Annotated in this window: 26 protein-coding genes; 6 read left to right on the plus strand and 20 right to left on the minus strand. The window is 43.0% G+C overall.

Annotated features, from left to right (window positions below):
* Positions 1-114: 114 nt before the first annotated feature.
* Both FBB35_RS05090 and FBB35_RS05095 read right to left on the minus strand, forming a co-directional pair.
* Positions 115-972: a 1-acyl-sn-glycerol-3-phosphate acyltransferase gene (locus FBB35_RS05090; protein WP_174708749.1), complete on the minus strand. Its 858-nt coding sequence runs from the start codon at positions 970-972 to the stop codon at positions 115-117.
* A gap of 357 nt (positions 973-1,329) precedes the next feature.
* Complete coding sequence (locus tag FBB35_RS05095; RefSeq protein WP_174708750.1) at positions 1,330-2,028, minus strand: glutathione binding-like protein; 699 nt, start codon at positions 2,026-2,028, stop codon at positions 1,330-1,332.
* Positions 2,029-2,362: 334 nt separating this feature from the next.
* Here FBB35_RS05095 and FBB35_RS05100 point away from each other — a divergent pair, with 334 nt between their 5' ends.
* The gene (locus tag FBB35_RS05100; protein WP_174708751.1) at positions 2,363-3,328 is read left to right on the plus strand and encodes a class I SAM-dependent methyltransferase; all 966 of its coding nucleotides are present in this window, start codon (positions 2,363-2,365) and stop codon (positions 3,326-3,328) included.
* Positions 3,329-3,397: 69 nt separating this feature from the next.
* On the opposite strand, the gene FBB35_RS05105 is transcribed toward FBB35_RS05100, so the two are convergent.
* The 8 genes from FBB35_RS05105 to trxA all read right to left on the minus strand — a co-directional run bounded on the left by FBB35_RS05105 (position 3,398) and on the right by trxA (position 10,832).
* Positions 3,398-4,165 (minus strand): class I SAM-dependent methyltransferase, encoded by a 768-nt coding sequence (locus FBB35_RS05105; RefSeq protein ID WP_174708752.1) that lies wholly within the window; start codon positions 4,163-4,165, stop codon positions 3,398-3,400.
* 34 nt (positions 4,166-4,199) lie between these two features.
* A complete protein-coding gene (locus FBB35_RS05110) occupies positions 4,200-4,889 on the minus strand; it encodes an SDR family NAD(P)-dependent oxidoreductase (RefSeq protein WP_174708753.1) in 690 nt (229 codons plus the stop codon).
* Between the two features lie 441 nt (positions 4,890-5,330).
* On the minus strand, positions 5,331-5,555 hold the full coding sequence (locus FBB35_RS05115; RefSeq protein WP_174708754.1) for a hypothetical protein: 225 nt from the start codon (positions 5,553-5,555) through the stop codon (positions 5,331-5,333).
* A 157-nt stretch (positions 5,556-5,712) separates the two neighbouring features.
* Positions 5,713-7,011, minus strand: a complete 1,299-nt coding sequence (locus tag FBB35_RS05120; RefSeq protein WP_174708755.1) for an MFS transporter — start codon at positions 7,009-7,011, stop codon at positions 5,713-5,715.
* Positions 7,012-7,145: 134 nt separating this feature from the next.
* Positions 7,146-7,811, minus strand: a complete 666-nt coding sequence (locus tag FBB35_RS05125) for a nitroreductase family protein (RefSeq protein WP_174708756.1) — start codon at positions 7,809-7,811, stop codon at positions 7,146-7,148.
* 167 nt (positions 7,812-7,978) lie between these two features.
* Complete coding sequence (locus FBB35_RS05130) at positions 7,979-9,091, minus strand: alkene reductase (RefSeq protein ID WP_174708757.1); 1,113 nt, start codon at positions 9,089-9,091, stop codon at positions 7,979-7,981.
* Positions 9,092-9,509: 418 nt separating this feature from the next.
* The gene (locus FBB35_RS05135) at positions 9,510-10,304 is read right to left on the minus strand and encodes an SDR family NAD(P)-dependent oxidoreductase (RefSeq protein WP_174708758.1); all 795 of its coding nucleotides are present in this window, start codon (positions 10,302-10,304) and stop codon (positions 9,510-9,512) included.
* A gap of 204 nt (positions 10,305-10,508) precedes the next feature.
* Positions 10,509-10,832, minus strand: coding sequence for a thioredoxin (gene trxA, locus FBB35_RS05140; RefSeq protein WP_012412473.1), 324 nt, complete (start codon positions 10,830-10,832; stop codon positions 10,509-10,511).
* Positions 10,833-10,912: 80 nt separating this feature from the next.
* Here trxA and FBB35_RS05145 point away from each other — a divergent pair, with 80 nt between their 5' ends.
* A complete protein-coding gene (locus tag FBB35_RS05145) occupies positions 10,913-11,263 on the plus strand; it encodes a helix-turn-helix transcriptional regulator (RefSeq protein ID WP_174708759.1) in 351 nt (116 codons plus the stop codon).
* Positions 11,264-11,291: 28 nt separating this feature from the next.
* Here the strand turns inward: FBB35_RS05145 and FBB35_RS05150 are convergent, their stop codons facing one another.
* The 6 genes from FBB35_RS05150 to FBB35_RS05175 all read right to left on the minus strand — a co-directional run bounded on the left by FBB35_RS05150 (position 11,292) and on the right by FBB35_RS05175 (position 18,612).
* Positions 11,292-12,095, minus strand: coding sequence for a nucleotidyl transferase AbiEii/AbiGii toxin family protein (locus FBB35_RS05150; protein WP_174708760.1), 804 nt, complete (start codon positions 12,093-12,095; stop codon positions 11,292-11,294).
* Complete coding sequence (locus FBB35_RS05155) at positions 12,092-12,328, minus strand: hypothetical protein (protein ID WP_174708761.1); 237 nt, start codon at positions 12,326-12,328, stop codon at positions 12,092-12,094. Before FBB35_RS05155 ends, FBB35_RS05150 begins: the two co-directional genes overlap by 4 nt.
* 58 nt (positions 12,329-12,386) lie before the next feature.
* Entirely contained in the window at positions 12,387-13,604 is a 1,218-nt protein-coding gene (locus FBB35_RS05160) for a glycosyltransferase (RefSeq protein ID WP_174708762.1), read from the minus strand.
* Between the two features lie 72 nt (positions 13,605-13,676).
* On the minus strand, positions 13,677-14,711 hold the full coding sequence (locus tag FBB35_RS05165) for a hypothetical protein (protein WP_174708763.1): 1,035 nt from the start codon (positions 14,709-14,711) through the stop codon (positions 13,677-13,679).
* Positions 14,712-14,783: 72 nt separating this feature from the next.
* The gene (locus FBB35_RS05170) at positions 14,784-15,170 is read right to left on the minus strand and encodes a hypothetical protein (protein WP_174708764.1); all 387 of its coding nucleotides are present in this window, start codon (positions 15,168-15,170) and stop codon (positions 14,784-14,786) included.
* A gap of 34 nt (positions 15,171-15,204) precedes the next feature.
* Positions 15,205-18,612: a CHAT domain-containing protein gene (locus FBB35_RS05175; protein WP_254625971.1), complete on the minus strand. Its 3,408-nt coding sequence runs from the start codon at positions 18,610-18,612 to the stop codon at positions 15,205-15,207.
* A gap of 288 nt (positions 18,613-18,900) precedes the next feature.
* Between FBB35_RS05175 and shc the strand changes: the two genes are divergently transcribed.
* Positions 18,901-20,832, plus strand: a complete 1,932-nt coding sequence (gene shc / locus FBB35_RS05180; RefSeq protein WP_174708766.1) for a squalene--hopene cyclase — start codon at positions 18,901-18,903, stop codon at positions 20,830-20,832.
* A 92-nt stretch (positions 20,833-20,924) separates the two neighbouring features.
* Here shc and FBB35_RS05185 read toward each other — a convergent pair whose 3' ends face one another.
* The 4 genes from FBB35_RS05185 to FBB35_RS35355 all read right to left on the minus strand — a co-directional run bounded on the left by FBB35_RS05185 (position 20,925) and on the right by FBB35_RS35355 (position 23,931).
* Positions 20,925-21,374 carry an orange carotenoid protein N-terminal domain-containing protein gene (locus FBB35_RS05185; RefSeq protein WP_174708767.1) on the minus strand — a complete coding sequence of 150 codons (450 nt, stop codon included), beginning with the start codon at positions 21,372-21,374 and terminating at the stop codon, positions 20,925-20,927.
* A gap of 914 nt (positions 21,375-22,288) precedes the next feature.
* Positions 22,289-22,780 carry an orange carotenoid protein N-terminal domain-containing protein gene (locus FBB35_RS05190; RefSeq protein ID WP_174708768.1) on the minus strand — a complete coding sequence of 164 codons (492 nt, stop codon included), beginning with the start codon at positions 22,778-22,780 and terminating at the stop codon, positions 22,289-22,291.
* A gap of 514 nt (positions 22,781-23,294) precedes the next feature.
* Positions 23,295-23,693 (minus strand): DUF6335 family protein, encoded by a 399-nt coding sequence (locus tag FBB35_RS05195; protein WP_174708769.1) that lies wholly within the window; start codon positions 23,691-23,693, stop codon positions 23,295-23,297.
* Between the two features lie 115 nt (positions 23,694-23,808).
* Positions 23,809-23,931, minus strand: coding sequence for a hypothetical protein (locus tag FBB35_RS35355; protein WP_265578510.1), 123 nt, complete (start codon positions 23,929-23,931; stop codon positions 23,809-23,811).
* A 123-nt stretch (positions 23,932-24,054) separates the two neighbouring features.
* Between FBB35_RS35355 and FBB35_RS05200 the strand changes: the two genes are divergently transcribed.
* From FBB35_RS05200 to FBB35_RS05210, 3 genes are all read left to right on the plus strand, one after another.
* Complete coding sequence (locus FBB35_RS05200) at positions 24,055-24,456, plus strand: DUF2267 domain-containing protein (protein WP_174708770.1); 402 nt, start codon at positions 24,055-24,057, stop codon at positions 24,454-24,456.
* A 105-nt stretch (positions 24,457-24,561) separates the two neighbouring features.
* Positions 24,562-25,659 (plus strand): DJ-1/PfpI/YhbO family deglycase/protease, encoded by a 1,098-nt coding sequence (locus FBB35_RS05205; protein ID WP_174708771.1) that lies wholly within the window; start codon positions 24,562-24,564, stop codon positions 25,657-25,659.
* 117 nt (positions 25,660-25,776) lie between these two features.
* Positions 25,777-26,502, plus strand: a complete 726-nt coding sequence (locus FBB35_RS05210; RefSeq protein WP_174708772.1) for an SRPBCC family protein — start codon at positions 25,777-25,779, stop codon at positions 26,500-26,502.
* The last annotated feature ends 28 nt before the right edge of the window (positions 26,503-26,530 follow it).

Genomic DNA, 26,530 nt, shown 5'->3' on the forward strand with positions numbered 1-26,530 from the left:
AGCAGATTGCAAGTAAATGAGGTACAAAATGCAGAACTCAAAATCACATATACATCAAAAATAAAGAGTAAGTTTCCATCTCCCTGCCTTCCTGCCTTCCTGCCTCCTACCCCCTTAACTACTATTCGACTCAGCAGTTACCTTAACTAAATTATCTAACTCTTGCTGCATCTGACTCACAACTAATTCATAACATTCATTGACATAGTGGCGATCGCTAGCTGCTTCAGGGCCGTAGCGTTCAAATACAATCGGCGGACAAACCCGTGTGTACATGGGCACAGGTAATGGAATGTTGGGCAATGGGCCAATCGCTAATCCCCAAGGTAATCCAAGATAGATCGGAAAAACTTCTGGATCAATTCCAAGCAGCCAAGGCATTCCCCATTCGTGGAGTTGCTGCACAACTTTGTACAAGTCAGCCAGTACAATCAGCGTATCGTGAGCGCCCCAGGAAATCACAGGTACAATCGGCACATTTTCCCGCAATGCTAACTTGATAAATCCTTGTCGCCCTGCAAAGTAGATTTTGTTACGCAAATAATGCGGTCGAAACACATCTTCGGCTCCACCTGGATAAACCAGCACACTAGCCCCAGAGTGCAACGCAGTGTAGGCCATTTTCGGATGAGCTATGATTGCTCCAGCCTTGGCAGCTATTTGCGCTAGTGGTTGGCTAACCTGCCAAGCTTTGGGATGCATTAAACCATAAACGGGTTTCTGGGCACCAAATCGTTTGAACCAGTCATACATCACCATTCCCATATCGGGAGCCGCCAGTCCTCCATTATGCGAACCGACAAATAAGACTTTTTCTTGGGATGGAATATTTTCCCAGCCACTAGTTTGCACCTGAAAATAGTACTTATAGAAAAAGCCTAATAAAGGCATCAGAGATTCTATGAACTTTGGATCTCGCTCATCCAAAGACCAACCGGGTTTTTTCTTTAAGAGATGTTGCTTTTTTGACATCGATACATTTTAACAAGATCGGAACCTTGGGAGACGCGGCAAGTCTTGAATTAAACCTAAATTAACCTGACTTTCAAGTGCTATATTGCTTTTGCTTGACTAGCCAAACCCAGAACAGAGCGATCGCTATACCAACCAGAATAAAACAATACATGTAGCCGAAGTTATTCACAATCCTACCAAATACTGCTGCGCCGATTCTTTGTCTAATAAAAAAGCTATAAACAGCGAAACAGCTGTATCTCGTGCTTCCGGTGCTAATCAGCCCACACAATCCTGCTAATTGTTTTATCAAACAGAATTTAGAATAGGCTACACCCATTCTAAATTCTGAATTCTTCTTCAAGCCCCGAATGCTCAAGGTTGAATAGTCTTCGCCGACTGATTAAATAAAAAATCTCGTGACTTATCTGGATCAAGTGGTTGAGTTTTCAATGCTTCTGCTTTCTCGTAGGCGCGAATTGTTGCCGGACGAGCTTTAATTGTCTCAAACCAGCGTTTGAGGTGAGGAAAATCCTCTAGATTCTGACTTTGGCGTTCATAGGGCACAATCCAGGGATAAGCAGCAATATCGGCGATGGAATAATCGCCAGCCACAAATTCTCTATCTGCTAGTTGCTTATTCAACACTCCATATAAGCGTCCCGTCTCATTCACGTAGCGGTTAATCGCATATTCAATTTTTTCGGGAGCATAGGCGCTAAAGTGATGATTTTGTCCTGCCATTGGCCCTAGCCCGCCCATTTGCCAGAACAACCATTCTAAAACTTGAGTGCGTTGGCGTAAATCTTGCGGGATTAATTTCCCGGTTTTTTCTGCCAAATATAGCAAGATTGCCCCAGACTCAAATACCGAAATCGGCGCACCTCCATCTACTGGTTCGTGGTCAACGATCGCGGGGATACGATTGTTAGGAGAAATCTTTAAAAATTCGGGCTTAAATTGATCTCCAGCCCCAATATTCACAGGATTTATGGTATATTGCAAGCCGACTTCTTCCAGGAAAATCGTAATTTTATGACCGTTTGGGGTTGTCCAATAATAAAGATCGATCATGGTTATTTGTCCTAAAATTGTGCGATTCTTTTTAAGTGAATGGTGCAGACATCTCTTTTTTTCTGATTTATCATAAAATCTGAAAAAAAGAGGACAAAAACGGTGAAAAGTAAAAGGGATTGGGGATTGAGTAAGAAGTGAAAAATTATGTTCTGGGCTTTAACCCTTCCCAAATTTTGGAATGTATTAACAGTCCCATTTCCGATTATCAGAGCGGTGTTCCTCTCTACGAGACGCTGCGTGTAGCAAGATCCCCCGCAGGGGTACGCTATCGCCGTGACCAGTTGAATTGTAACCCCACAACCTAGAATTTCAAATACTTAGAGAGTAACTTATGAGTGAAAAGACAGTCAAAGTGATTGAAGGAAACTTATTGCCAAAAGGAGATTATGTTTCGTCAGGATTTTCCACTATCCAGCCAGATTTATATTTTCCCAATATAATTTTAGGAAATAAATATGATTCTTTTTGGCTTTATTTACGGCGGGATATTACTCATAACTGGTATGTGGATAAACGACAGCAAAAGGTAGGTTTTGTGAGCAGAGATGAAGCTCATATTTTATACAATACAGCCTTAAAATTTCGGGGGAAAAAAGCTTTAGAAATAGGTTGCTGGATGGGGTGGTCAGCTTGTCACTTAGCTTTAGGAGGGGTGGAGTTAGATGTAATTGATCCGATGCTATCCGAACAATTATTTAATGAAAGCGTTACAGAGTCACTAAAGTCAGCAAACGTTAAGGAATCTGTGAATCTAATACCAGGATGCAGCCCTCAAAAAGTAAAAGAGATAGCAAATAAATTTCAACGTAAATGGTCATTGATATTTATAGATGGTAATCACGAAGCACCGGCTCCACTGGATGATGCAATTATTTGCGAACAATTTGCAGAAGCAGATGCTTTAGTTTTATTTCACGATTTGGCTTCTCCTGATGTAGGTCAAGGCTTAGACTATTTTAAAGAGAAAGGGTGGAACACAATGGTGTATCAAACTATGCAAATTATGGGAGTTGCATGGCGGGGGAATGTTGAGCCTGTAATACATCAGCCAGATCCTAATATTAACTGGCGCTTACCTCCACATTTACAAGGTTATTTTGTCAGTGGTTCAGTTGAATCTGCGACGGAAGATAAATTTGCAGAAATTCTCAGAGCAGTTCGGCCATTTACTTTATTGAGTGAAAGAAAGTTATTCTCGCTTTATAGTCAGGCAAAACAACTATATTGTTATCTTTTTTGGCTGCCAAAAATGTTACAACAAGCGATCGCTAGAATCAAACCTATCAAGGGCAACTAACTTTGTATTATAAGCCATCGCTAGTGATGGCTTTCTCTGGATGAAACATAGAGCTTCAATTATATTTTTTCATAGCGGTGATTTGGCGATCGCAGCCCAAACTCTATGATGAACTTCAAGAATTTGTGTAGGATATCTTGCTTCGAGTAATGTAGCCAATTCCTGATCAAATACTTCTACTTTTTCTGGTGTCAAGCTGGCTCCCACACCGGCACTAGCACGAATTCGTCCCCGCCAAGCTTCGTGTGTGTAAGGTACAAATACATCGTAAGAAAATGTGCGGATTTCTCGAAATCCTCCTTCGCCAATATCTTGTAACCACAGAGGATACATTCCATTCCCACCGTCCAAATTCCACGCTGGATTATGCGCCTTGATCAATTGTTCTGTTGCTTCAACTACATTACCTTTTAAGGGTATCCAATCAAAATGTGCGATCGCAATTGAGCCATTTTTTCTCAATATCCGAGTAATTTCCTGGACAGCACGGGGACGATCAAACCAATGCCAACATTGTCCAGCAGTGACTACATCAGCACTTGCATCTGGTAACTCGGTATTTTCGGCAGTTGCGACTCGATAATCTACTTTGATTTGGGTTGATTCGCTTAACTGTCTCGCTTGTTCTAAAAGTGATGCTGATGGATCTATGCCAATTACATCAGCACCTCTATCAGCAAAGCCCCGCGCTAGTGTTCCTGTTCCTGTACCAAGGTCAACAATATTTTGCCCTGGTAAACCTATACCATATTCAGACAGTTTGTTAAATAATGAACTGGGAAAGCCCGCGCGATGTTTTGCGTAATCAACAGCAGTTGCACCAAAATCAATTTTCATACCTGCAAAACCATTCTTGTAACAATTGTCTAGGCTAGAAGTTCTCTACCCAAGGACGTAGTTCTACTTCATAAGTCCAAGCACTACGAGGTTGGCGTAAAATGCTGAGATAAGTTTGAGCGATCGCATCTGGGTCAAGAGTACTATCAGGATTATCTACTGGATCTTGGCGAACTGCTGAACGAATTGCCCCATCAATTACAAAATGTGCCACATGAATATTCTTCGGCGCTAATTCTCTAGCAATACTCTGAGCTAAACCACGCAGTGCAAATTTACCCATTGCAAAGGGAGCAGACTGAGCATAACCCTTAACACTCGCTGAGGCTCCAGTAAAAAATATAGCACCACCGCCAAGCTGCAAAAACCTTTTAGTAGCAGCTTGAGCGACAAGAAAGCCTCCATAAGCAGTTATATTTAGGGTTTGTGCCACCTCAGCAGGATCTAAATCAACAATAGACCCCCGCACCCGGTAACTGGGATTGTAAACGACAACATTCGGGGAACCAATTTTATTATCAATATCAATAAATAATTGTTCTACTTCATCTGGCTTTGAAACATCAGCAGCGAAACTAACTGCGTCAATTTCACTACTTAATTGAGTTAGTTTTTCAATTTGACGAGCCGCTAAAGCTACGGTGAATCCTTCTTTGGCAAACAGGCGGGCTAAAGAAGCACTCAATCCACTACCTGCACCGACAATTAAAGCTGTTTTTGCCATAAATTTAATTTTCCTTATTAGGATTAACAGTTAAGGAATTTTATTCAAGCGCCTCTTTTATTTATCAAATTCCTTGGGCGAAACTTGCTGATATTTAGGCTTTAGCGAAAGGCAGCGCCCACAATATTATATTGGTCGAGATGGATAGTCGAAAGCTCTTAGTCTATCTTGTATGTCAACTTTTATCTTCATAAACCTTACTACGATGCCCTACTTTAATTATACTTATTAACAAAATATCGTCATATATTTCATAAATTACTCGGTCTCACCGACTCGAAGACGATAAGTATTTTCTTCATTTTTTAATTTTTTAACACCGTTGAGACGAGGTTCTGTAGATAGATAAATTTAAAATTTTTGAGTCGATGCGGCTTTTAATGTTACTTGGGAGTTTATTTAGTTGTTTTATTGCACCCTGAGTAAATTCAATTTGATACATTACGCAGTTTCTTTTTCATATCCTTTATATTCCTCCCAAGACACAGTACCATTGATGTGTCTATCTTCTCTAGCTTCTGTAAGAGCTTTTATATCCTCTTCATCCTCTTCATCATCTATACGTTTTAATAGAGTGTGAATCTCGTCCAAAGTACTGTCATAAGCTTGATTTAGCAGGAAGTTAATATCTTTAATTAATTGTTCACGTTCGTGTTCGGTTTTCATTTTTACTCATCCTCTACAATTAATTCTTTTGACACTTTATCAAATTTGTGAGGCTAGGAACCACTTTTCAGATGATAGTCTCAATATCTTTTTACTGCGAGAGCGTTATGAACCAAAGGATTTATTTGATGAAATCAAGGTACATATCAGCTATAAATTAAGGATTGAGCGTGACTGAAGATTGCTGTGAATTGCCCTTAGTGGGAGTTTGACCAATTTGCAGTACACCAACTGCGGCAATCAGACAGAGAATGCCTGATAAAATAAACGCTTGTAAATAACTACCCGACCAAGTTCTCAACACTCCGGCTCCAAATGCTGCTGTGGCTGCACCAAGCTGGTGTCCTGCGACAATCCAACCGAACATCACGCCGACATTTTCTTTACCAAAAGCATTGGCAACAAGGCGGACTGTCGGTGGTACGGTAGCAATCCAATCAAGCCCATAAAATACGGCGAAAATGGAAAGTCCATAGAAGGAAAAGTTGAAACTGAAGGGTAAGAAAATCAAAGACAAACCCCGCAGTCCGTAGTACCAGCATAATAAGTAGCGATTGTTCCATCTGTCAGATAGCCAACCGGACATAGTAGTTCCAAAAAAATCGAATAGTCCCATGATTGCCAAAAGACCCGCAGCTTTGACTTCCGGGATACCGTGGTCAATACAAGCGGGAATCAGATGAGTTCCAATTAACCCATTTGTGCTAGCGCCACAGATAAAAAAGCTACCAAATAACAGCCAGAAGTCGCGCTTACGCATTCCCAGCCAGAGAGCTTTGAGGGTAGAGGCAATGGAATTTGCTCTCGGCTGTGATATTTCTACAGTTTCGTTGTTGTCACCAAAGGGTCGCAAACCAACATCCGCCGGACGATCGCGCATAAAGGCTGCGATCGCTGGAATAATTAGAAGTGCAGCACCAGTCAGAGTCAGAGCAGCAGTTCGCCATCCAAAGCGATCGGCTATTGAGGCCAGTATGGGCAAAAACACCAGTTGTCCTGTGGCTGTACTGGCAGTTAGGATGCCAAGAACTAAACCCCGCTTTTCAGAAAACCAGCGATTGACAACAATAGCTCCCAAAACCAGGGCGATAACTCCGCTACCAGAACCGACAACTACACCCCACAGCAAAACTAACTGCCAAGATGCTGACATCAAAGTAGTTAAACCGACACCGAGAGCAATGACAGCGAGCGAGAATACCATCATCTTGCGAATGCCGATTCGCTCCATAACTGTGGCAGCAAAAGGCCCAATCAGTCCGTAAAGTACTAAGTTGATGGAGATTGCCAAAGATATAGTTGCTCTACTCCAGCCAAACTCCTGTTCGAGAGGGACTATAAAAACTCCGGGAGCAGAGCGAATTCCGGCCGCAACTAATAAAGCTAGGAAGGTTAAACCTGCAACGATCCAGCCATAGTGGAACGAACGACGCGTTAAGAAGGAGGGTAAGGACATAAGTTGGGAATGGGGAACTTGTACTGAGCGCAGTCGAAGTATGGGGAATGGGGCAGAGGGCAGGGGGCAGGGAGATTAGTTTTCACCTCTGCCTCTTTTCAATTCCCAATTCCCAATTCCTAATTTAAAGAAAACTACCCTACATAAGGGTTACCGATTCTATCCACAGAGACGTTGTGGGAGAATGGCAAACGACCTGGATTTAAGCGTGGTTCGGCTGCATAACCCACGGGAACAACAACAGCGATCGCTAAATCTGGATTATCCCCAGCACCAATCACTTGTTTTACCTGATCCTCAACCCAACCGTTCATAAAACAAGTGGATAATCCCAAACTTTCTGCCGCTAATACCAAATGGGTAGCGGCAATAATGGCATCTTTGATCGCATATTCGCGTCGCTTGTCGCCTAACGTAGCTTGAAATTGCGGGATGGCGGTTTTAAAATAGTTTATTGTACCTTCATTCCATGCTCCAGTTTCGGCTGCCTGCTTTATAATTGGAGTCAAGTTGTGTTCGGTTGCATTAGGATCGGCAGCAAAAACAAAGGTAACAGGTGCTTGAATAATTTGCTGTTGATTAAAAGATGCGGCTGACAGTGCTACTTTTTGCGCCTCATCTTGCACAAGAATAATTTGCCAGTCTTGGATGTTATAGCTGCTGGGCGCTGCCACGGTCAACTCTACCAGTTGCTTGAGCAGTTCTGGGGTAATGGGGTCTGTTTTAAAAGTTTTGATTGAACGGCGTTGAGCGATCGCACTGGGTACGTCTAAAGGTATGGTTTGGGTGATGGAACTCATGAGATTCTCCTGATAGTTGAGTTATGACCAAATAATTCGTAATTCCTAATTAGGATACAAATGAATCTATTTATTCATGAAACAAAAATAAAAATTATTCCTTGTTTCCGAACAAAAGTCAGAATTACGAATTACGTTAGCGTAGCGGTAGCGAGGAACGAGCGTCACTACGCCTTAGCTACTGCCTCATTAGCAGCCGACCAAAATGGATAGTCTGTATATCCTTGTTCACCGCCACCATAAAAGGTTGCTTGATTTGCTTCATTTAGTGGTGCATTTAAAGCCAAGCGTCGGGGTAAATCTGGATTTGATATAAATAATGTGCCAAAGGCAACTAAATCTGCTGCTTTGCTTGCTAGCACTGCATCGCCTTTTTCACGAGTATAACCACCATTGACGATGAGTGTACCTGTAAAGCGATCGCGTATATGACTGGTGGGTACAATTATCCCCCCATGTCTAATATCTGCCTCTGTTGCTTCATAAATATGCAGATATGCCAAATTAAACTGGTTCAACGCTTGAGTTGCATAACCGAATGTCTCTAGGGGATTGGAGTCACCTATATCGTTAAAAGTCCCACTGGGAGAGAAACGTACCCCGACTCGGTTAGAATCCCACACACTAATTACTGCTTCTGTCACTTCCAACAGGAATCGGGCGCGATTCTCAATGGAACCCCCATATTTATCTGTACGTTGATTGGTGCGATCGCGGAGAAATTGATCTATTAAATAACCATTAGCTGAGTGAATTTCTACCCCATCAAACCCAGCCGCTAGAGCATTTGCCGCTCCCTGACGGTACTGTTCTACTATCTGCGGTATTTCTGAAGTTTCTAAAGCACGGGGTGTAACATAGGGTTTTGGCCCCTCATAAGTTGATGCCTCACCTTTAGGAGTAATGGCAGAAGGTGCTACAGGTAAAGCTCCATTTGGTTGTAAGTCAGGATGGGAAATTCTGCCTACGTGCCATAGTTGCAGGAAAATTCTTCCTCCCTCCTGATGTACGGCATCAGTTATTAACTTCCATCCTTCCACTTGTTCTGGTGAATGAATTCCTGGTGTAGCAGGATAACCCTGTCCTTCAGGAGTTACCTGTGTTGCTTCAGAAATAATCAGTCCGGCGGAAGCACGTTGAGCGTAGTAGGTAGCATTAAGTTCGTATGGTACGTTTCCCTCACTTGCCCGGTTTCGGGTTAGGGGTGCCATCACAATCCGATTAGGGAGTTCCAAATTACCTAATTGGTAAGAAGAGAATAAGTTGATATTACTAGTCATGTTATTTTGCTCCAATTCAAAATTCAAAGTTCAGAACCACATAGCTGGGAGATAAGACAATACGATTCGGATAAGGTTTTTTGATAACACGCCCTAGATTGCAAAGACGCAATAAATCGTCGTCTTTACAATAATCAGTCCTTTATAGAGACGGCGATTTATCGCGTCTCTTGCCTTAACCAAACCGTATTGGGAGATAAGGGCAGGGCTATGCTATTCTCATTTAGCCTACCTCGTGTCTTCCTCGATAAATTCTCAGTCTAATAGCAAAAGTCTCTAAAGACCACTAAGAAAAGGTTATTGTCCGTTTTAAGGTACTCAAAAACTTTAGTTATGGGCAGTTTATTTCTAAAAAGAAATAGTCTTGAAAACAAGAAAAAAGTCTTTCCAATACCCAACTTTGTGTGCAGTTCATTCACTAAACAATCGACCGAATAACACCACCATCTACCCGCAAAGCTGCACCATTAGTTGCTGAAGCTATAGGGCTAGAAAGATAAACTACGATCGCTGCTACTTCTTCATTAGTTGCAAAGCGTTTGATTAGGGAACTTGGACGCACATTTTGAAAAAACTCAGTCTCAACTTCTGCTGGACTAATCCCACGTTCCTGCGCCAGGTTGATAATAAACTCTTCAACTCCTTCTGAGCGGGTTGGCCCGGGGAGGACAGAGTTTACAGTAACTCCAGTTCCGACAGTCATTTCTGCTAGACCTCGTGCAATAGCAAGCTGCGCTGTCTTAGTTGTGCCATAGTGAATCATTTCCACTGGGATCTGAATCGCAGATTCGCTGGAGATAAAGATTATCCGCCCCCAGTTTTGCTCTAGCTGCTTTTGCAGATATTGCCGACTCAAACGGACTCCACTGAGAACGTTAACCTGAAATATGTTTAACCAGTCTTCATCTGTAATATCAAAGAAGGTTTTTGGCTCATAAATACCCACATTATTAATCAGGATATCAACGTGAGGAACTTTTTGAAAGAGTTCCTCTACCCCTGATGCAGTACTTGTGTCAGCAACAACACCAGAAACTTTCGCTTCAGGTGTACTTTGTTGAATTTTAGCGATCGCTTGGGCTACTCTTTCCTCAGATCGACCATTGACAATTACTGATGCACCTTCTTGAGCTAACGCTTGGGCGCTAGCCAAACCAATACCTGCGGTTGAACCACTCACCAACGCCGATTTACCATGCAATTTCAAGTCCATTTTGCTCTTTCCCCATTAGTTGAAACAGAATGCCCTGGGATTGGTGACTGGGGACTGGGGAGCAGAGGGGCAAGGGGAGGCAGGGGAAGCAGGGGAGAAGGAAGTTACAGTAAGTTTTTCCCCTCTGCCCCTATGCCTTCTGCCCCTCTGCTTCTTTCTTGTGCCCCATGCCCCATACCCAATGCCCAATTCCCTTAGCTTAGATTAAAGATGCTGTGCTAAGGTTTTATTCAAGGTAGTTTTTGGAACTGCCCCTACGACAGTATCGACCTGGCGACCTCCTTTAAAAACCATCAGCGTCGGAATGCTGCGAATTCCATAATGGCTAGCGACAGTAGGATTCTGATCTGTGTTCAGCTTCACAAATTTCACCTGTCCTTCGTATTCCGCAGCAACTTCATCGACCACTGGGCCTACCATCCGGCAAGGGCCGCACCACGGGGCCCAAAAGTCTACTAAGACCGGAATCTCACTTTCCAAGACTTCTTGCTTGAATGTGGCTTCTGTGACATTTGTAATGGATGACATAAATTGCCTTCCTAGTTAATTCTATAATTCGATAATATCGAATAATCAAAATATATGCCACTTGATGAGATAATGCAACTATGAGATTTCTTTATCATCCAGATAGAAAAAATATTTCTTTACCGGGAGTGCTGTATGCATTGGGCGATCCAGTGCGGCTAGAGATTGTGCGGCTGTTGGCGACAGAGGGGGAACAATGCTGTGCCCAGTTTGATTTTGCGATCGCTAAGTCTACGATGTCCAATCATTTTAAGATTTTGCGGGAGTCGGGGATAATCTTTACACGTAAAGAAGGGACACATCACATTAATATTCTGCGGCGTGAAGATTTAGAGATGCTGTTTCCAGGGTTACTGGATGCGGTATTGAAAGCGGCTCAACCATTGCCTGTTAACCCTGCGAGTGATAAACAAACGGTTTCAAGGATTTAGGAATGGGGAATGGGCGATCGCTATCTGTTTAAGAATTTTCTTGTTTTTGAATTTGTGTTTCTAAATCAGCAAAGATATCATGTTGTTCTCGAAAAGTCCTTGGAGTATAAGATAAACCTAAATCTGTAGAGAGTAAATCAATCCCATCGATAATTTTGGGTATCTGAATTCGATCTACTTGCAGGCTAAGAAAGCATTTCTCTCTGTAATCTGGTCTTTCTTGGAATAGTGCGATCGCTCTTTCCAAAGGGCGCATAACCTGATATGCTTTTTCAGCCTTCTCAATTGATGCTTGAGGAATTGGAGATTGCAGCCTGAGAATTGCTAAATCGATTAAATCTCTTGCTTCAACACTGTCATCCGCGTAACGGTCAGAATTTGGCAGCAGCTTAGAGGTAAAACAGTCATTGAAGCTTAAGCAGGGAACAACTGACCAGTTTAGATATCTTGGTGGATCTAGTTGAAAACGAGTTTCGGCAATAATTTCCGTTTTAATCGGCACATCATCTACAAAAACTATCATCCGAATTCCATATTGGTCAGTTGTACTACGTCCAACTTGGATTTTACTTAAATCACGAAATAATGCTTCATGTCCACCCTCAAATACCACTGTACGTAAATATTTATAGCCTTCTGTACCAACTGGAGAAATAAAATCAACATCCTTACTCCAGCGATATTCTTCAAACTCAAATGCAAGAAGGGTTCCGCCACCGAAGTACTTGTACTGAGTGAAGCCGAAGTAAGCAGAACCCTTCCTAAGTATGTCAGTATCTAAGCATTCAAGAACTGTGAGAATTTTATTATGGTGTTCAAACCTGGAAGTCATAAACAAACTTGTAACCAGGATTTATACCGTCTAGCGAGTTCCTGAAGAAAATTTAGTTCTTCACCCTCAAGATTATTAAATAGGTTGCGATATTGCCAGCCACGCTCGTAGCGACTCAGCATTTCTTCTAAAGTAAACCGATATACATCCGCAGTTTGCCAACAAATTGATTCCAAAAAAGGCAGCTTTTTAGGGACAATAACAGGATTATTTTTTGGTGTTGCGGTTGTCATAATTCTTTTAATCAATCACTGTCGGCTTACTTCAATTTTATCCCAATTATAAATTATCCTAACTGGGGTAAACTCTTCCTTTCCAAGCGCCGCCGCGTCCTTGCCAGTGACGCAGTGCTGAGTCTAAAGTCATCAGGGTATAGAGAAACGCGATCGCAGGTAAACTAAAGGCTAACCAGGGAGAACATTTATAAAAGCGGATTGTCGGGTAGTAAGCGAAACTCATCAACAGCCATCCCAATAAACCCATAAGTGCGATCGCCCAATTGCTCCAAACTGCACCTAGAATTACACATATAGGTGGAACTAGATAAATCAGAGGCATTCCTACTAAAGTGCCTAATAGTAGTAATTGAGAATAGTTTAGTTGGGTATAGGCAGTACGAGCAACCATATCCCAAATCGTCGCCAGCGAGTCATAGGGACGCAGACTCCGAGTCAAGCTACTCAATCCTAGCCAGATACGTCCTTTAGTGGGAACTGGGGATTGGGAAAACTCTTCCCTAGTCTCCAGTCCCCAGTCTCCAGTCCCTCTTTTAACAACCTGAGCTAGGGCACAATCGTCGATTAAAGCTTGGCGAATCACTTGAATGCCTCCAATTCGCTCTAAAGCTTCACGGGCGATCAGAATAGATCCCCCAGCTGCTCCTGCTGTGGGATTGTTGGGATTATTAACCCAGCGAAAGGGATAGAGTTTTTGGAAGAAAAAGACGAAAGCCGGAATCAAAAGTTTTTCCCAAAAGCTTTCACACCTAAGTCGCACCATTACCGAAACCAAGTCTAAATCTTCTTGGACAGCTTTTGCAACGAGTCGGCGAAGATTACCAGGATCATGTTCGATATCTGCGTCGGTCAGGAAAAAATAATCAGGTGTGAATTTACTGGCGCTCTTTATACCTTGCTCAACAGCCCAAAGTTTGCCCGACCAACCAGCAGGCAGTGATTCACCTGAAATAATATGCAATTGCTGGGGTTTACCTACAGCGTGTGCAACCCCTTCGGCGAAATTTGCTGTCCGGTCTGTGCTGCGATCGTCTACTAAGAACACGTTGAAAGAACCAGGATAATCTTGGAGTAGGAGCGATCGCAAGCTAGTTGGGATGAACTCAGCTTCGTTACGCGCTGGAACGACGACACAAACCACAGGTAAAGATTGTAGCTGAGTTTCTGTAACCTCTAATTGCTGGTCTGTCCGCCAAAACTGTCCCCAAAAACACAGTAATCCCAACCAAATTGTCAAGGATAAGAGCATCAATCCTAATAAAATTACACCCATGACCGCCGCTATCTCTCTGTACAGAATCCAAAATCACTTTACCCTGGTATAGGCGATCGCTTATATCTGAAATCAAAAACCCCGCCATAAGTATTCGGTCAGGCTCTTTCCCGCAAGACGTTCTTTGTCTGGTTCGGGGGGCAAATACCAACGCAGAGATTGATAGAGTAGATGGCGGTGCAGATCAAAGGTGGCATCGATCAATTCACCATAGTTTCTGGCGGCATCAATAGCCCAGTAGTAATAAGCAAAAATGGCACAGATGATGCCCACAGGAGCAGCCCACCAGACCCAAATTGTCCAAACGATAAATAGCAGACTCCACAGCCAGATGCGGACGGCGGTGTTGAGGTCGGCGCGGGCTTCTTGCAGGTCTTTTTTGACAGCATCAGAAAGGAGAAGCCACAGGCGTGACCAGCAGACGATCGCATCTAATCCATATTTTTCCAAGGGGCGCTGTTCAGCAGCACGGAGGATGTTGCCCAGACGAGTGGGCATGAGTTGGTTGTCTAGGGGTCGGTGGTGTTGCTCCCAGTCAAGTTGGATCAGTTCATCCTTTATTTCAGAGCATAATTTATCTAAGCGTTGTTTTAGACCCTGGTTGGTGAGTTTCTGCAATCGTTTTTCGTTGGAATGTAGTTGATTATGTTGCTGCAAGATAAAGTATATGACTTCTTTTTTTTGCTGATCTTCTGGAAGTTGCAAGAAGTTAAGGGTTGCAAATTTCTGAGATTGCTTATCGAGTCGTTTAAGTGTTTGCCAGCGATCGCTAATCCGTTGACTGTGTTTTGTTTCTCTAGCAATCAAGCAACGACGTAAAGGAAGCAGGCAGCGAGACCAGTAGCCTTCCAGAAAGCGCAGCACAGGCAAATCGAAGCGTTGCACCACGAAGGCTGAGGCGATAATCAGGCAGAAAACCCCGACGAGGAGGGCGATTTGTAATGGCTCACCTCGTTGACTGAACCAAGTGCTAGCAGGTTCCCAGCCGAAGCGCTGTAGTCCTGCGGTGGCTCCCCCTGCCCAAAAGACAAAGGCAGGGGTGAGCAGGGTGGCAACCCATTGTTCGGCGAGTTTGCTGCCAAAGCTTTCTAGGAATTTTGCGGACATGGTGTTACCGAGAGAGTTGATAGAGCTGAGGCTATTCGGTTAGCCAACTGAAGAGTTTACCAATCGTTATGGTTAAGCGGGTTCGAGGGGAACGTTCTGATTAGGGTGATTGGGGCACAGGGGCGTGGGGCGACCAATGCGATCGCGTGACCAAGTGTAGTCGCACTGAGGACATTTAAATTCGCGTGCAGAAATTGGAGATATATCACCAGCTAGTGGATTTAATCCTTTTTGAGTTGCATTCGTTTGCTGGAATTGCGTTACCCAGTTGCGAGTGGCTCTGGTGTCCGTCAGTAACTCCCAGATGGAATCCTCGATGGCTTCTCCAGCTTGAGCCTGTTTTAGGAGTTGGTCAAGTTCTTGACGCATTTGTTCGCCTGCTTCTTCAGTGCCCAGTAATTGGGAGAGGTGGGGACGAATAGCCAGAGCAGTTTCTAAAATTGAGAGATTATCAGTCATGGTCGCTTGAATAAATAACAGGTGGGAATAATTTTTAAACTCCGGTGTAGCTGAAGGCTGCCCAGTAGTAGGGATGGGAGTAATCATATTTCAGCGATCGATATAAATCCCCTTTTTTGGATGCGAGTTCGGGAATAAATGTTTCACAGTGAGCAACTATATCACGCGGCTCGGCATCCCGGAGCCATTTTTGGGCTGTGATTAAAGCTTTTGATGGCTCTAAGTGCTGGTCACGCCAAAGTGTGTAAAACCGAGTTAGTAGAACCATTGTACTAATCTCGGAGACCGACCAGAGGGAAGCGACGACTCCGGCAACACCTGCCTGAAGTAAGCCTGTGGGTAGGCTGATGGCTTCATCCGCCAGTTCAATCCCTGCCAATGCAGTTTCGCAAGCGGAGAGAATAGCGAGGCGGATACCACCCTGGTTATTTTCCACCAGTTTGAGGTTGAGGAGGTCACGCAGAGTAAGGATGGCTTTTTCACCTTCACCTGTCATTGCAAGACCACTTTTGAGGGGTTCTTCCAGTTCAGCGTTGCCGTGGCAGGAACAGTGCAAAATTTTGTAATGGGGTAATGCAGCGAGAACGGCCTCTCTGGTTGCTTGTTCTTGACGGAGAATGTTGGGATTTTGGAAAGTCGTAACAGCAACTTTAACTTCTCGTGTTGAGTTAGGTAAGGGTTTAGCGCCATCATGTTTGGGTTCATCAATTGCTAGTATCGAATCTGCGAAAGTCCTTTGAGCAATTTCCTGAGCCGTTGAGAGCGATCGGGCGTTGGGGGCATAGGTAAAGTGGATGGCATCCAGGGCGTAGTACCTGCCAGTGGGAGTGGTAGAATCTTCAACCCAGGCCGCGTGGAGAGGAAGCAAGCTGAGGATTCCCGTGGGAATGAGGGTCGCTTGCTGAAAATTGCGCTGCTGGAGGTGGTTGATTAGGGGTGACATCACGGGTTCCCAGAGTTGGCGAGTGCCTTGGTCTATCGCGTCTAGCCATGCTTGGTGGTTGGATTGAGGTTGCCTGTATGCTCCCAACCATCCACCTAGATTGGAATCATCGGCGCGACCATACAGCAACTCTCGCAGATTAGCTTCAGTAAAGTCATCAAACCAAATATTGGTAATGCAGTCTTGAGTGACAATGAGAGCAAAGCTTCCGGCAGAAGTAGGGACGAGGTAGACAAGGGGAACGCTAGGGCGGAGAGCTTGGTAAATGTCATCGAAGCTGGGTTGAGCCAAGAAGTCTTCATAGCCAGGAACTTGGTGGATCTGGTCAATAATTTCCGTCAGGGTTTGGCGCAGTTGAAGGGCTTCGGTGCGGAGGACTTCGGGGGTGAGACTATGGCGATCATCTGAGGTCATCCGCAGACGTTGTTGGGTTTCGAGGTTGCGGAGTTGGATGGTGGTATTTGCGTATTGAGTATAAAGACTGGGGGCGAGTTGCTGAAGTTGGGTGAGGTCTGCTCTGTCTCGATCTAGGCTTTCACTGAGTCCACGGGCGCGACCTTGTTCTAGAGTGAGGACAGCCGCTTGCAGGTCGCCACTACGGGCAAGGGCATAAGCAGCGAGGCGCGGCAAATCATTAATTTCGGCAAGTTCGGCAGCTTTGCCATCAAGCAAGATGGCTGATTGGTAGAGGATTTCGCCTGCTTCAAGGGCTTTGGTGTATGCACTAGCGGCTTTTACCCAGGTTTGTTGCTCAAAGTAAAGGATGCCGAGGTTGCGCGCAGTCATTTGGCAGTCCTTGGGAAATGCTTCATGGGTATAAACTTGTAGGGCGAGTTCATAGGCAGTGATCGCCTGTTCAAGGTTATCAGCCCGCTCCCCTTTGATGCGGAGGCTGTAGGCTACTGCCAGATTATTACGGGTCTGTGCCCAATCTTGGGGAAAAGCTTCACGGGTTCTGACTTGCAGCGCAAGTTCATAGGCGCTAATCGCTAATTCGAGGTTATCAGCCTTCTCCCCTTTGATACGGTAAAGGTAGGCATTTGCTAGATTATTATGGGTCTGTGCCCAATCTTGGGGAAAGGCTCCACGGGTATAAACTTGTAGGGCAAGTTCACAGGCAGCGATAGCTAGTTCGATGTTATCAGCCCTGTCCCCTTTTATACGATTCCTGTAGGCGATTGCCAGATCATTCTGTGTGTGTGCCCAATCTTGGGGAAAGGCTTCATGGGTATAAACTTGTAGGGCGAGTTCACAGGCAGCGATAGCTAGTTCGATGTTATCAGCCCTGTCCCCTTTTACACGGTAAAGGTAGGCAATTGCCAGATTATTATGGGTCTGTGCCCAATCTTGGGGAAAGGCTTCACAGGTTCTGACTTGCAGGGCGAGTTCATAGGCGCTAACCGCTAGATCAAGGTTATCAGCCCTTTCTCCTTTGATACGCTCCCTGTAGGCAATTGCCAGATTATTCTGGGTCAATGCCCAATTTTGGGGAAATGCTTCATGGGTATAAACTTGCAGCACAAGTTTATAGGTGCTAACTGCTAGTTCGAGGTTATCAGCCTTCTCTCCTTTAATACGGTAAAGGTAGGCATTTGCCAGACTATTCTGGGTCTGTGCCCAACTTTGAGGAAAGGTTTCACGAGTATAAACTTCCAGCGCGAGTTCACAGGCAGCGATGGCTAATTCGAGATTATCAGCCTTCACCCCTTTGATGCGCTCTCTGTAGGCATTTGCCAAATTATTCTGGGTCTGTGCCCAATCTTGTGGAAAGGCTTCACGGGTATAAACTTGCAGCGCGAGTTTATGGGCGCTAATTGCTTGTTCAAGATTATCAGCCTTCCCCCCTTTTATACGGTAAAGGTATGCATTTGCCAAATTATTCTGGGTCCGTGCCCAATCTTGGGGAAAGGCTTTACGGGTATAAACTTGCAGCGCGAGTTCACAGGCGGCGATGGCTAATTCGAGATTATCAGCCCTCTCTCCTTTGATACGCTCCCTGTAGGCATTTGCCAAATTATTCTGGGTCCGTGCCCAATCTTGGGGAAAGGCTTTACGGGTATAAACTTGCAGCGCGAGTTCACAGGCGGCGATGGCTAATTCGAGATTATCAGCCCTCTCTCCTTTGATGCGATAAAGGTAGTCAACTGCCAGATTATTCTGAGTCATAGCCCACTGTTGGGGAAAGGCTTCACGGGTATAAACTTGCAGTGCGAGTTCATAAGCACTAATCGCTAGTTCGACGTTATCAATACTCTCCCCTTTGATGCGCTTGCCGTAGGCAACTGCCAGTTGATACTGGGTTAATGCCCACAGTTCGCGAAAGGCTTCATGGGTATATACTTGCAGCGCGAATTGATAAGCAGCAATGGCTTGTTCGAGGTTATAGTCCAAGAGAACAGCCGCTACAAAATGTCCTGCCAGCCCCAAGAGCCACTGTGTTGCACAACCTAAAAGCTGCTTAATCAGCTTCACATAAGCCTGCATCCCTTGTTTATCCATCACCAGAGGTTTCCTAAAGGTCAAAGATTGGGAATTGACTGCGATTCTTGCCCTAATATTTAAATTTAGTGAGTGCGATCGCTCTCTGTGCCCTTACAAAAAACACTACAAAACGACGATCACCTTTTCCTGAAAGCTTTTGCTACACATCCATACAGCCCAACCTATTGCAAATTCTCCGTGACTCAGACACAATACTATGTCTACTGATAAAGGAAAATATTTTTCATCGTATTCTAATTACGAATTACGAATTATTTGTTGGGTGTTGAGGTTAAATAGTATTTGATGCAAACACAAGACAGGGTAAAAGTCAATCAAATTGCAGATGCGATCGCAGCCAGTCAAGAATATCTGCTTTCGATTCAAAATTCGGCAGGTTACTGGTGGGCAGAATTAGAATCTAATGTCACCATCACTTCTGAAGCCGTCCTTTTACATAAGATTTGGGGAACAGACCAAACCAGACCTTTACACAAAGTTGAAGCATATCTGCGTCAAGAGCAACGGCAGCATGGCGGCTGGGAACTTTATTATGGTGATGGCGGAGAACTTAGCACTTCGGTTGAAGCCTACATGGCGCTGAGGCTGCTAGGTGTACCAGCAAACGATCCGGCAATGATTCGGGCGCAAGCTTTTATTCTCCAACGGGGTGGTATCAGCAAAACTCGAATTTTTACCAAGTTGCACCTAGCCTTGATTGGCTGCTACAACTGGCGCGGTATTCCCTCGCTACCAGCTTGGGTGATGCTGTTGCCAAAAGCTTTCCCTGTCAATATCTACGAGATGTCTAGCTGGGCACGTTCCAGCACAGTACCATTACTGATTGTATGCGATCGCAAACCGATTTTTCTCTCTGACTCAGCTATCAACCTAGATGAGCTATATGTTGAAGGTGTTGATCGAGTCCGGTGGGAATTACCCCGAAGTGGCGATTGGACAGATTTATTTCTCACCCTCGATCAAGGATTCAAGTTGGCAGAAAGCCTGAATTTAGTCCCCTTCCGCGAAGAAGGCATCAAAGCCGCCGAAAAATGGATTTTAGAACGGCAAGAAGCGACAGGCGACTGGGGTGGCATTATTCCGGCGATGCTGAATTCAATGCTGGCTTTGCGCTGTCTGGATTATGACCGCAGCGATCCGATTGTGGAAAGAGGTTTGCAAGCAATTGATAACTTTGTCATTGAAACCGAGAATAGCTATCGGGTACAGCCTTGTGTTTCACCGGTTTGGGATACAGCTTGGGCAATGCGTGCTTTGGTAGAATCCGGTTTTGCACCAGATCATCCGGCTGTGGTAAAGGCTGGAGAATGGTTATTACAAAAACAAATTTTGGATTACGGAGATTGGGCTGTCAAAAATCGCCAGGGAAAACCAGGGGCTTGGGCTTTTGAGTTTGACAATCGGTTTTATCCCGATGTCGATGACTCGGCGGTGGTGGTGATGGCTCTACATTTGGCTAAACTCCCTAATGAAAAAATTAAGCAGGCTGCGATCGCACGGGCAGTAAACTGGATTGCATCTATGCAATGTAAACTAGGCGGTTGGGCTGCCTTTGATTTGGACAATGACCAAGATTGGCTCAACTCTATTCCTTATGGTGACTTGAAAGCGATGATCGATCCAAACACCGCAGATGTTACGGCTAGAGTCGTAGAAATGCTTGGTGCTTGTGATTTGTCAATTGATAGTGATAATTTGGAGCGATCGCTAACTTATCTTTTACGCGAACAAGAAATCGAAGGCTGTTGGTTTGGTCGTTGGGGTGTAAATTATATTTACGGCACGAGTGGCGTTTTATCAGCCTTGGCGTTAATTGATCCTCAAAGGCATAAACTCAGTATAGAACGGGGAGCAGCTTGGTTAGTGGAATGCCAAAACCCAGATGGGGGTTGGGGTGAGACTTGTCGCAGCTATGATGATCCTAGTCTCAAAGGAAAAGGAAATAGTACTGCATCTCAAACCGCTTGGGCTTTAATTGGCATCTTGGCAGCAGGTGAAGCAACTGGTAAATTAGCTTTTAAGGCTATTGAACAAGGAATTGGCTATTTAATGGCAACTCAACAGCCTGATGGTACTTGGTTTGAGGCAGACTTTACAGGGACTGGATTTCCTTGCCATTTCTATCTCAAATATCATCTGTATCAACAATACTTTCCTTTAATCGCGCTAGGTCGTTATCAAGCAGTTATGGGTTTGACAAACCTCTCCCTGTCTTGAACTAAAGTTTAAGTCTGTCCCTCTCTGGGTTGGAAAGGGACAGATTTTGTATAGTAAAACCAGGTAGAGGTCTTTTTATTTGAACCGTCGAACTACAGCACCCGCTTGAAGAAAGCCACTAAATCTTCGATGTTTGGCGTGTGAAGTAAATCTACTACTTCTATAGCTTTTTCAGAAGGTATATAGTCATCTGGTATGCCGATGATAGAAGTTCCCAAGTTTTGGGCTAATTGATACCAAAAACCCAATTTATCATCAGCGTTCATTGAAGCGTACTCTTCAGTAAGAATTGCTGTTTCTGCTACTTCATCTTTGTTTAGCAACTGGCGCAAAGCAAACAACTGTTCCGCCTGTGGCAGGTTTTGAATTTGTGCAACTAAATTCGCAGTGTTTTCATTTGGTACATTATTGAGACAGAGCGACGGAATTTCATCACAAATTTCAGTATAAAGTAAGGCTAAGACAGTCAAGCGATCGTCTGCATCCAAACGCTGAAATTTTGATACACTTTGTTCTAAAAAGTTGACGTTTGTAGAAGTCATAAGCACCTCAAAGTAATTAACTACTTAATTAACTCAAAATTTTTAAGTGAAAATTATAATTTTGCTTGGAACCAGTTAGACTATGGCTTTACTAATCAACAGAAATACGGAAGATGATTTAATTTTGGTAAGCCTCTTCTGTCGCTAACAATTTTAGTTAAGCAAATAGCTACAAATTTACGTGTGATCCGCTATTATTACTACTTAAAATCGCCGGAGTTTTTGTTATCAATATATCTCTTCTGTTACTCGGTGTTGTATTATAAGTCAAGTATTAAATAGCTTTGAAGAATGTTTAGCAATCGCCTCTATTTAAACCTTTAAAATCTGAGACGTATGGCTTTCATCAATTAATATCTTTATCAGCCATAACAGCTAATGGTAAATTAGTTACATTTTTGTGTTTATCATAGATGTAATTTGGTATAAGATATGAAAAGACTCATTAAATCTCCGATGTAAAAAATTGAATTATCCATGTTGATATCTCCATTAATTTTAAGTATTTCATTTTAGATAAAAAACTATAAACAGACAGGCCTTAATATAAAAAAAGCATATTTAAACCAACCACAAGACAGATTAATTCAAATATAATTACTTTTAATATATTGAGTACAAAACAAAGGGCGTTAGGACTGTAGGGTGCAACTGACCTCATAAAAGAAATGCTCACAGGGTAAGAATTTTATTTTTACTCTGTGTTTATTTATCAAGAAAAAATGAAACCGCCAGTAATCAAAATTTAAATTTATATTAAGCGACTGGCGGATATAATAAAAACTTTAAGAAGAGAGGTATAGATAGATGCTTATACAGGACTTGGCAAGTAAATCAACTTGCTATAAGAACCATCTTATCCTCATTTAGAGGCTAAATAGATAACCTCAAGCAGCCTAAAAAGTTAAAAAGTGCTAAATTTCAGCACCTGCTTTTGCTTCAGCACCCATTGGCGACACATAATCACGGAAAAGAGTAATCTGTTGCTCAAAGGCTAATCCTTGAATTCTACCAAACAACGCTTTAGATTCTGAAGGTAGTTCATAGTCAGAAGGTACAGGAATGATAGTACCATTATCCATACCTTGAGATAATCGATACCAAAATAGTAGTTTGGTAGTATCACCCAAAGAACCATATTCACGAGAAATTTGGGTATCTACTTTATTAATCAAGTCACGCTGAACTTGTAATTGTTGTTCGTGAGTTAATTCCTTAACTTGATTAAACAAACCTTCTGCGATTTCTGGCGAAACAGTGCTAGCACCAGGAGCAGCTGGCGTAATTGAACCACCCATTTCTTTGTAAATGAACCAGAACAATGCTAGTTGTTGATCCACATCCAATTTTTGCCAAGCCTGAACATGTTCGCGAATAGTTGGATCGCTAGTTTGTGTGTATGTCATTATGAACTCCAATTGCAATTTATCAGTGCTATTAGTAAAGGTATCAAATATACATTTAACGTTTTACCCTACTGAAGACATAGGTATTAAAATCAGAAAGAAGAATAATTATAAACAAAACATAAATCGGGGAAAGTATAGTCTCACTTTAGAAAGAAGAATTAAACTTAGATGCAAATGCAATATAAAATTCATATTTGATTTCTGAAAACATTCAATCCAACTCAAATAAACTTCTTGCCCATTGCCTCATAAGCAAATAATTATGTCTACGCCATGTTGCACGAAACATAAATCAAAGCGGATTGCTATATCAAAATCTAAAATAGTGCTTGGAAAGGCAATGTAAAAACTTGGCAATTTCAATGCTGCCAAATTGAGAGATTTTCGAGATATATTTCGATAGATAGATGATTAGTTTTGTTGTGACAGTGCTTAGAAAAGCACTGTCCAATTTAGCCACATCAAATTTGTGAATTCACAGTAGGAATAAGGCTTGTGGTTTTATTAAGCATTATTCTCCCCGCTCTTGATAATCTTCAGAAGACTTTGGATCTAACTCCCAGCGATCGCCATCACGATCCTCTAAAATATCATTGGTATGCAGAAACTCAGAATCAGCCATTTCTAGCCCTACTGCCGCTTCTAGCTCCTCGGTTACATTCTTATTGGGAGTTGCAGTACTACCACCAACAGCTTCATCCCCAACTGCATCTGCATCTTGCCAGTAAGCATCAACATCACCACCAGTGAGTTCAGGACTAGTTTCTGTATACTCACGTCTTTCTTCTCTAATTGAGCTACCACCAATATTGTATCCTGGCAACTCTTTCACACCAGTGCCATAGGATTCGGTAATTTCCTGTGGCAAATCATTGGTTTGAATTTCGTCATTATGATTTTTTTCTGCCATGATACTAGCCTTTTTTCTGCATTCTCACAATAACGTTTTCCTGTCACGAAGTTATCTTACTAGAGATGTATAGCTTTAGAAATAAAAGAATCTATCCCCTTAGTACGAAGCTAAACTAGCGATCGCACCATACCATTGGAATTATGAAATCATGGTCAAGCAACTTGTAGTTGAAGTTTTTAGCTATGAGTGAAAATTTGTCAAACCGAAATAATTCAGTAGCCCACTTTTCACTCATAACTATTTTTTTATTAATAGGAAGAATAAGAATTTTCTCCATTTTAATTTTAGACTAATGCTTTTAACTACCTGAATGCTAAATAACAAAACATTCAAGAATTTTGGGAAGCGGAGGTAGACAGTGGAATACAACGAATTCATTACACATGTACAAAGCCTTGCCCAATCAGATTCTCGTGAAGAAGCAGAACGTGCTACCCGTGCCACACTAGAAACTCTAAAAGAACGGATAGCAGGTGATGAAGCAGAAGAAATAGCTAAAAATTTGCCTCCACAACTAGGCAATTATTTGCGAGGCAGAGAAGGAGATAGTGTTCAATCCTTTAACTTGCAGGAATTTATCGCTCGTGCAAGCCAAAAAGAAAACATCGAACCAACGACTACTGCAATTCATGTGCGGGCTGTATTTGCTGTATTGCAAAATGCTATTAGCCCAGAAAAGTTTGCTGCACTTCACGCCTATTTCTCTCACGATTATGAAGAACTATTTGCTATTTCACCAACAGGTGAAGTACCTGCATAATAGGTGATTCAAAAAAATCCAGTTCAAAATTCAGGATTTCTAACTTTCCTAATTGCTCAATATTGTAGCTAGTTAAATACTAGAAATAAACAGGTAATATAATCTATGACTGACCATAACAATCATTCCGGGAAGAAAAAAGTTGCCATCCTTATTGAACAGGCAGTAGAGGATGCAGAATTTACAGTTCCTTATAACGGACTAAAACAAGCTGGAATAGAGGTAGTAGTCCTTGGTTCCAGAATGAATGAAAAATATAAGGGTAAACGCGGCAAACTTAGTATCCAAGCTGATGGTACTACAACAGAAGCGATCGCAGCCCAATTCGATGCGGTGATAATTCCTGGTGGGATGGCTCCCGACAGAATGCGGCGCAACATCAACACAGTCCGCTTTGTCGAAGATGCCACACAACAAGGAAAACTAGTCGCTGCGGTTTGCCACGGGCCACAAGTTTTAATTGAAGGCGACTTGCTCAAAGGTAAACAAGCCACTGGTTTTATTGCTATTGCCAAGGATATGATTAACGCTGGCGCAAATTATCTAGATGAAGCAGTGGTAGTTGACGGGAATTTGATTACATCTCGTGAACCTGGAGACTTACCAATTTTTACCACAGCTATTTTAAGCCGTTTGGGTTATGGTGGCAAAGATGCTGCATTACCAAATGAGAAAGACACAAGTGCTGAATGGTGGAAGCTAGCTGATGCTTGGGGTGGCTCAACTAAAGGTGATATTACCAGAGGTTTAAATAATGCCCTTGCTGGTGAGCGTTATTCGTTAGAAGCATTTGAGAAATATTTGGAAAAAGAATCAGATAGGGAAGTCAACTCAGTCTTTGAAGAAATAATTGCAAATAAACAGCGCCATATTCAAAAGCTAGAAACCTATATTCATCATTTGGGCGAAAAACCCTCTTTAGGAGCAAATATTGCTAATCAGTATGCCAAGGTAAAAACTGCCTTTACAGGAAGTGATGACATATATCAGTTACGTTCTGCTTTAGGTGATGTGCAAACTGGTATTGGCGATATTGGTAATTTGTCTGCAATGTTCACTGACCCGGTAGCAACTGCTATTTTCAAAGAAATTTATCACGATTTATTGAGATATGAACAGCGATTAGTAGAACTGTATCGGGCGCGGATAGGTGTTAATATTCAGGCTCCTAAACCGACTACAGGCGCGGCAGTGTCAATGTAATTCGTAATTACAAGACGTTCACGTTATTAGTAGGGGCAATTCATGAATTTCCCCTATAAAAATTTTTTTTGGCTATTGTTTGTACGATTCTTATTACTGTGATGGAGAGATGAAAAAGTGAGTTCAACATCAGAGGATAAACTAAGTACTAATCAGACTGAAGCTGGTGAAGTAGAGCGTTGGGCATCTCTCATTGGTGGTGGTGCTATGGTGCTGATGGGTTTAAGGCAAGGTTCATTGCGGGGAGCGCTGACGGCTTTAGCTGGCGGTGGTTTGATTTATCAAGGTGCAACCAAGCAAAGCACAATCCAGCAAGCACAGCAAGCAATAGGAATAAACCAACCCATCAAAGTTGAAAAGACGGTAACAATTAACAAATCGGCAGAAGAATTGTATCGTTTTTGGCATAACTTTGAGAATTTGCCCACATTTATGAAGCATCTCAAATCTGTCAAAGTGTATAACGAAAAACGTTCTCACTGGATTGCCAATGCACCTTTGGGTAAGAGCGTGGAATGGGATGCAGATATTCTCGAAGATCGGGAAAATGAATTTATTTCTTGGGCTTCTGTAGAAGGTGCAGACGTTGATAATTCTGGTTTTGTCCGCTTTCAAAAAGCACCAGGTGATGTCTCACGACAAGCCACTTCGTGTCTACGTGGCACGGAAGTTAAGGTTGTTTTGGAATATAATCCACCCGGTGGAGCATTGGGAGCTACCGTAGCTAAACTTTTTGGTGAAGAACCAGAACAACAAATTGGTGATGAATTGCGCCGCTTCAAGATGCTAATGGAAACAGGCGAAATCGCCACCAACGAAGGCCAACCTTCTGGACACAAGTAGTTTAGTTAGTTGTCATTTGTCATTTGCC

The organism is Nostoc sp. TCL240-02, assembly GCF_013343235.1.
In the GTDB taxonomy this organism is placed as follows: Bacteria; Cyanobacteriota; Cyanobacteriia; order Cyanobacteriales; family Nostocaceae; genus Nostoc.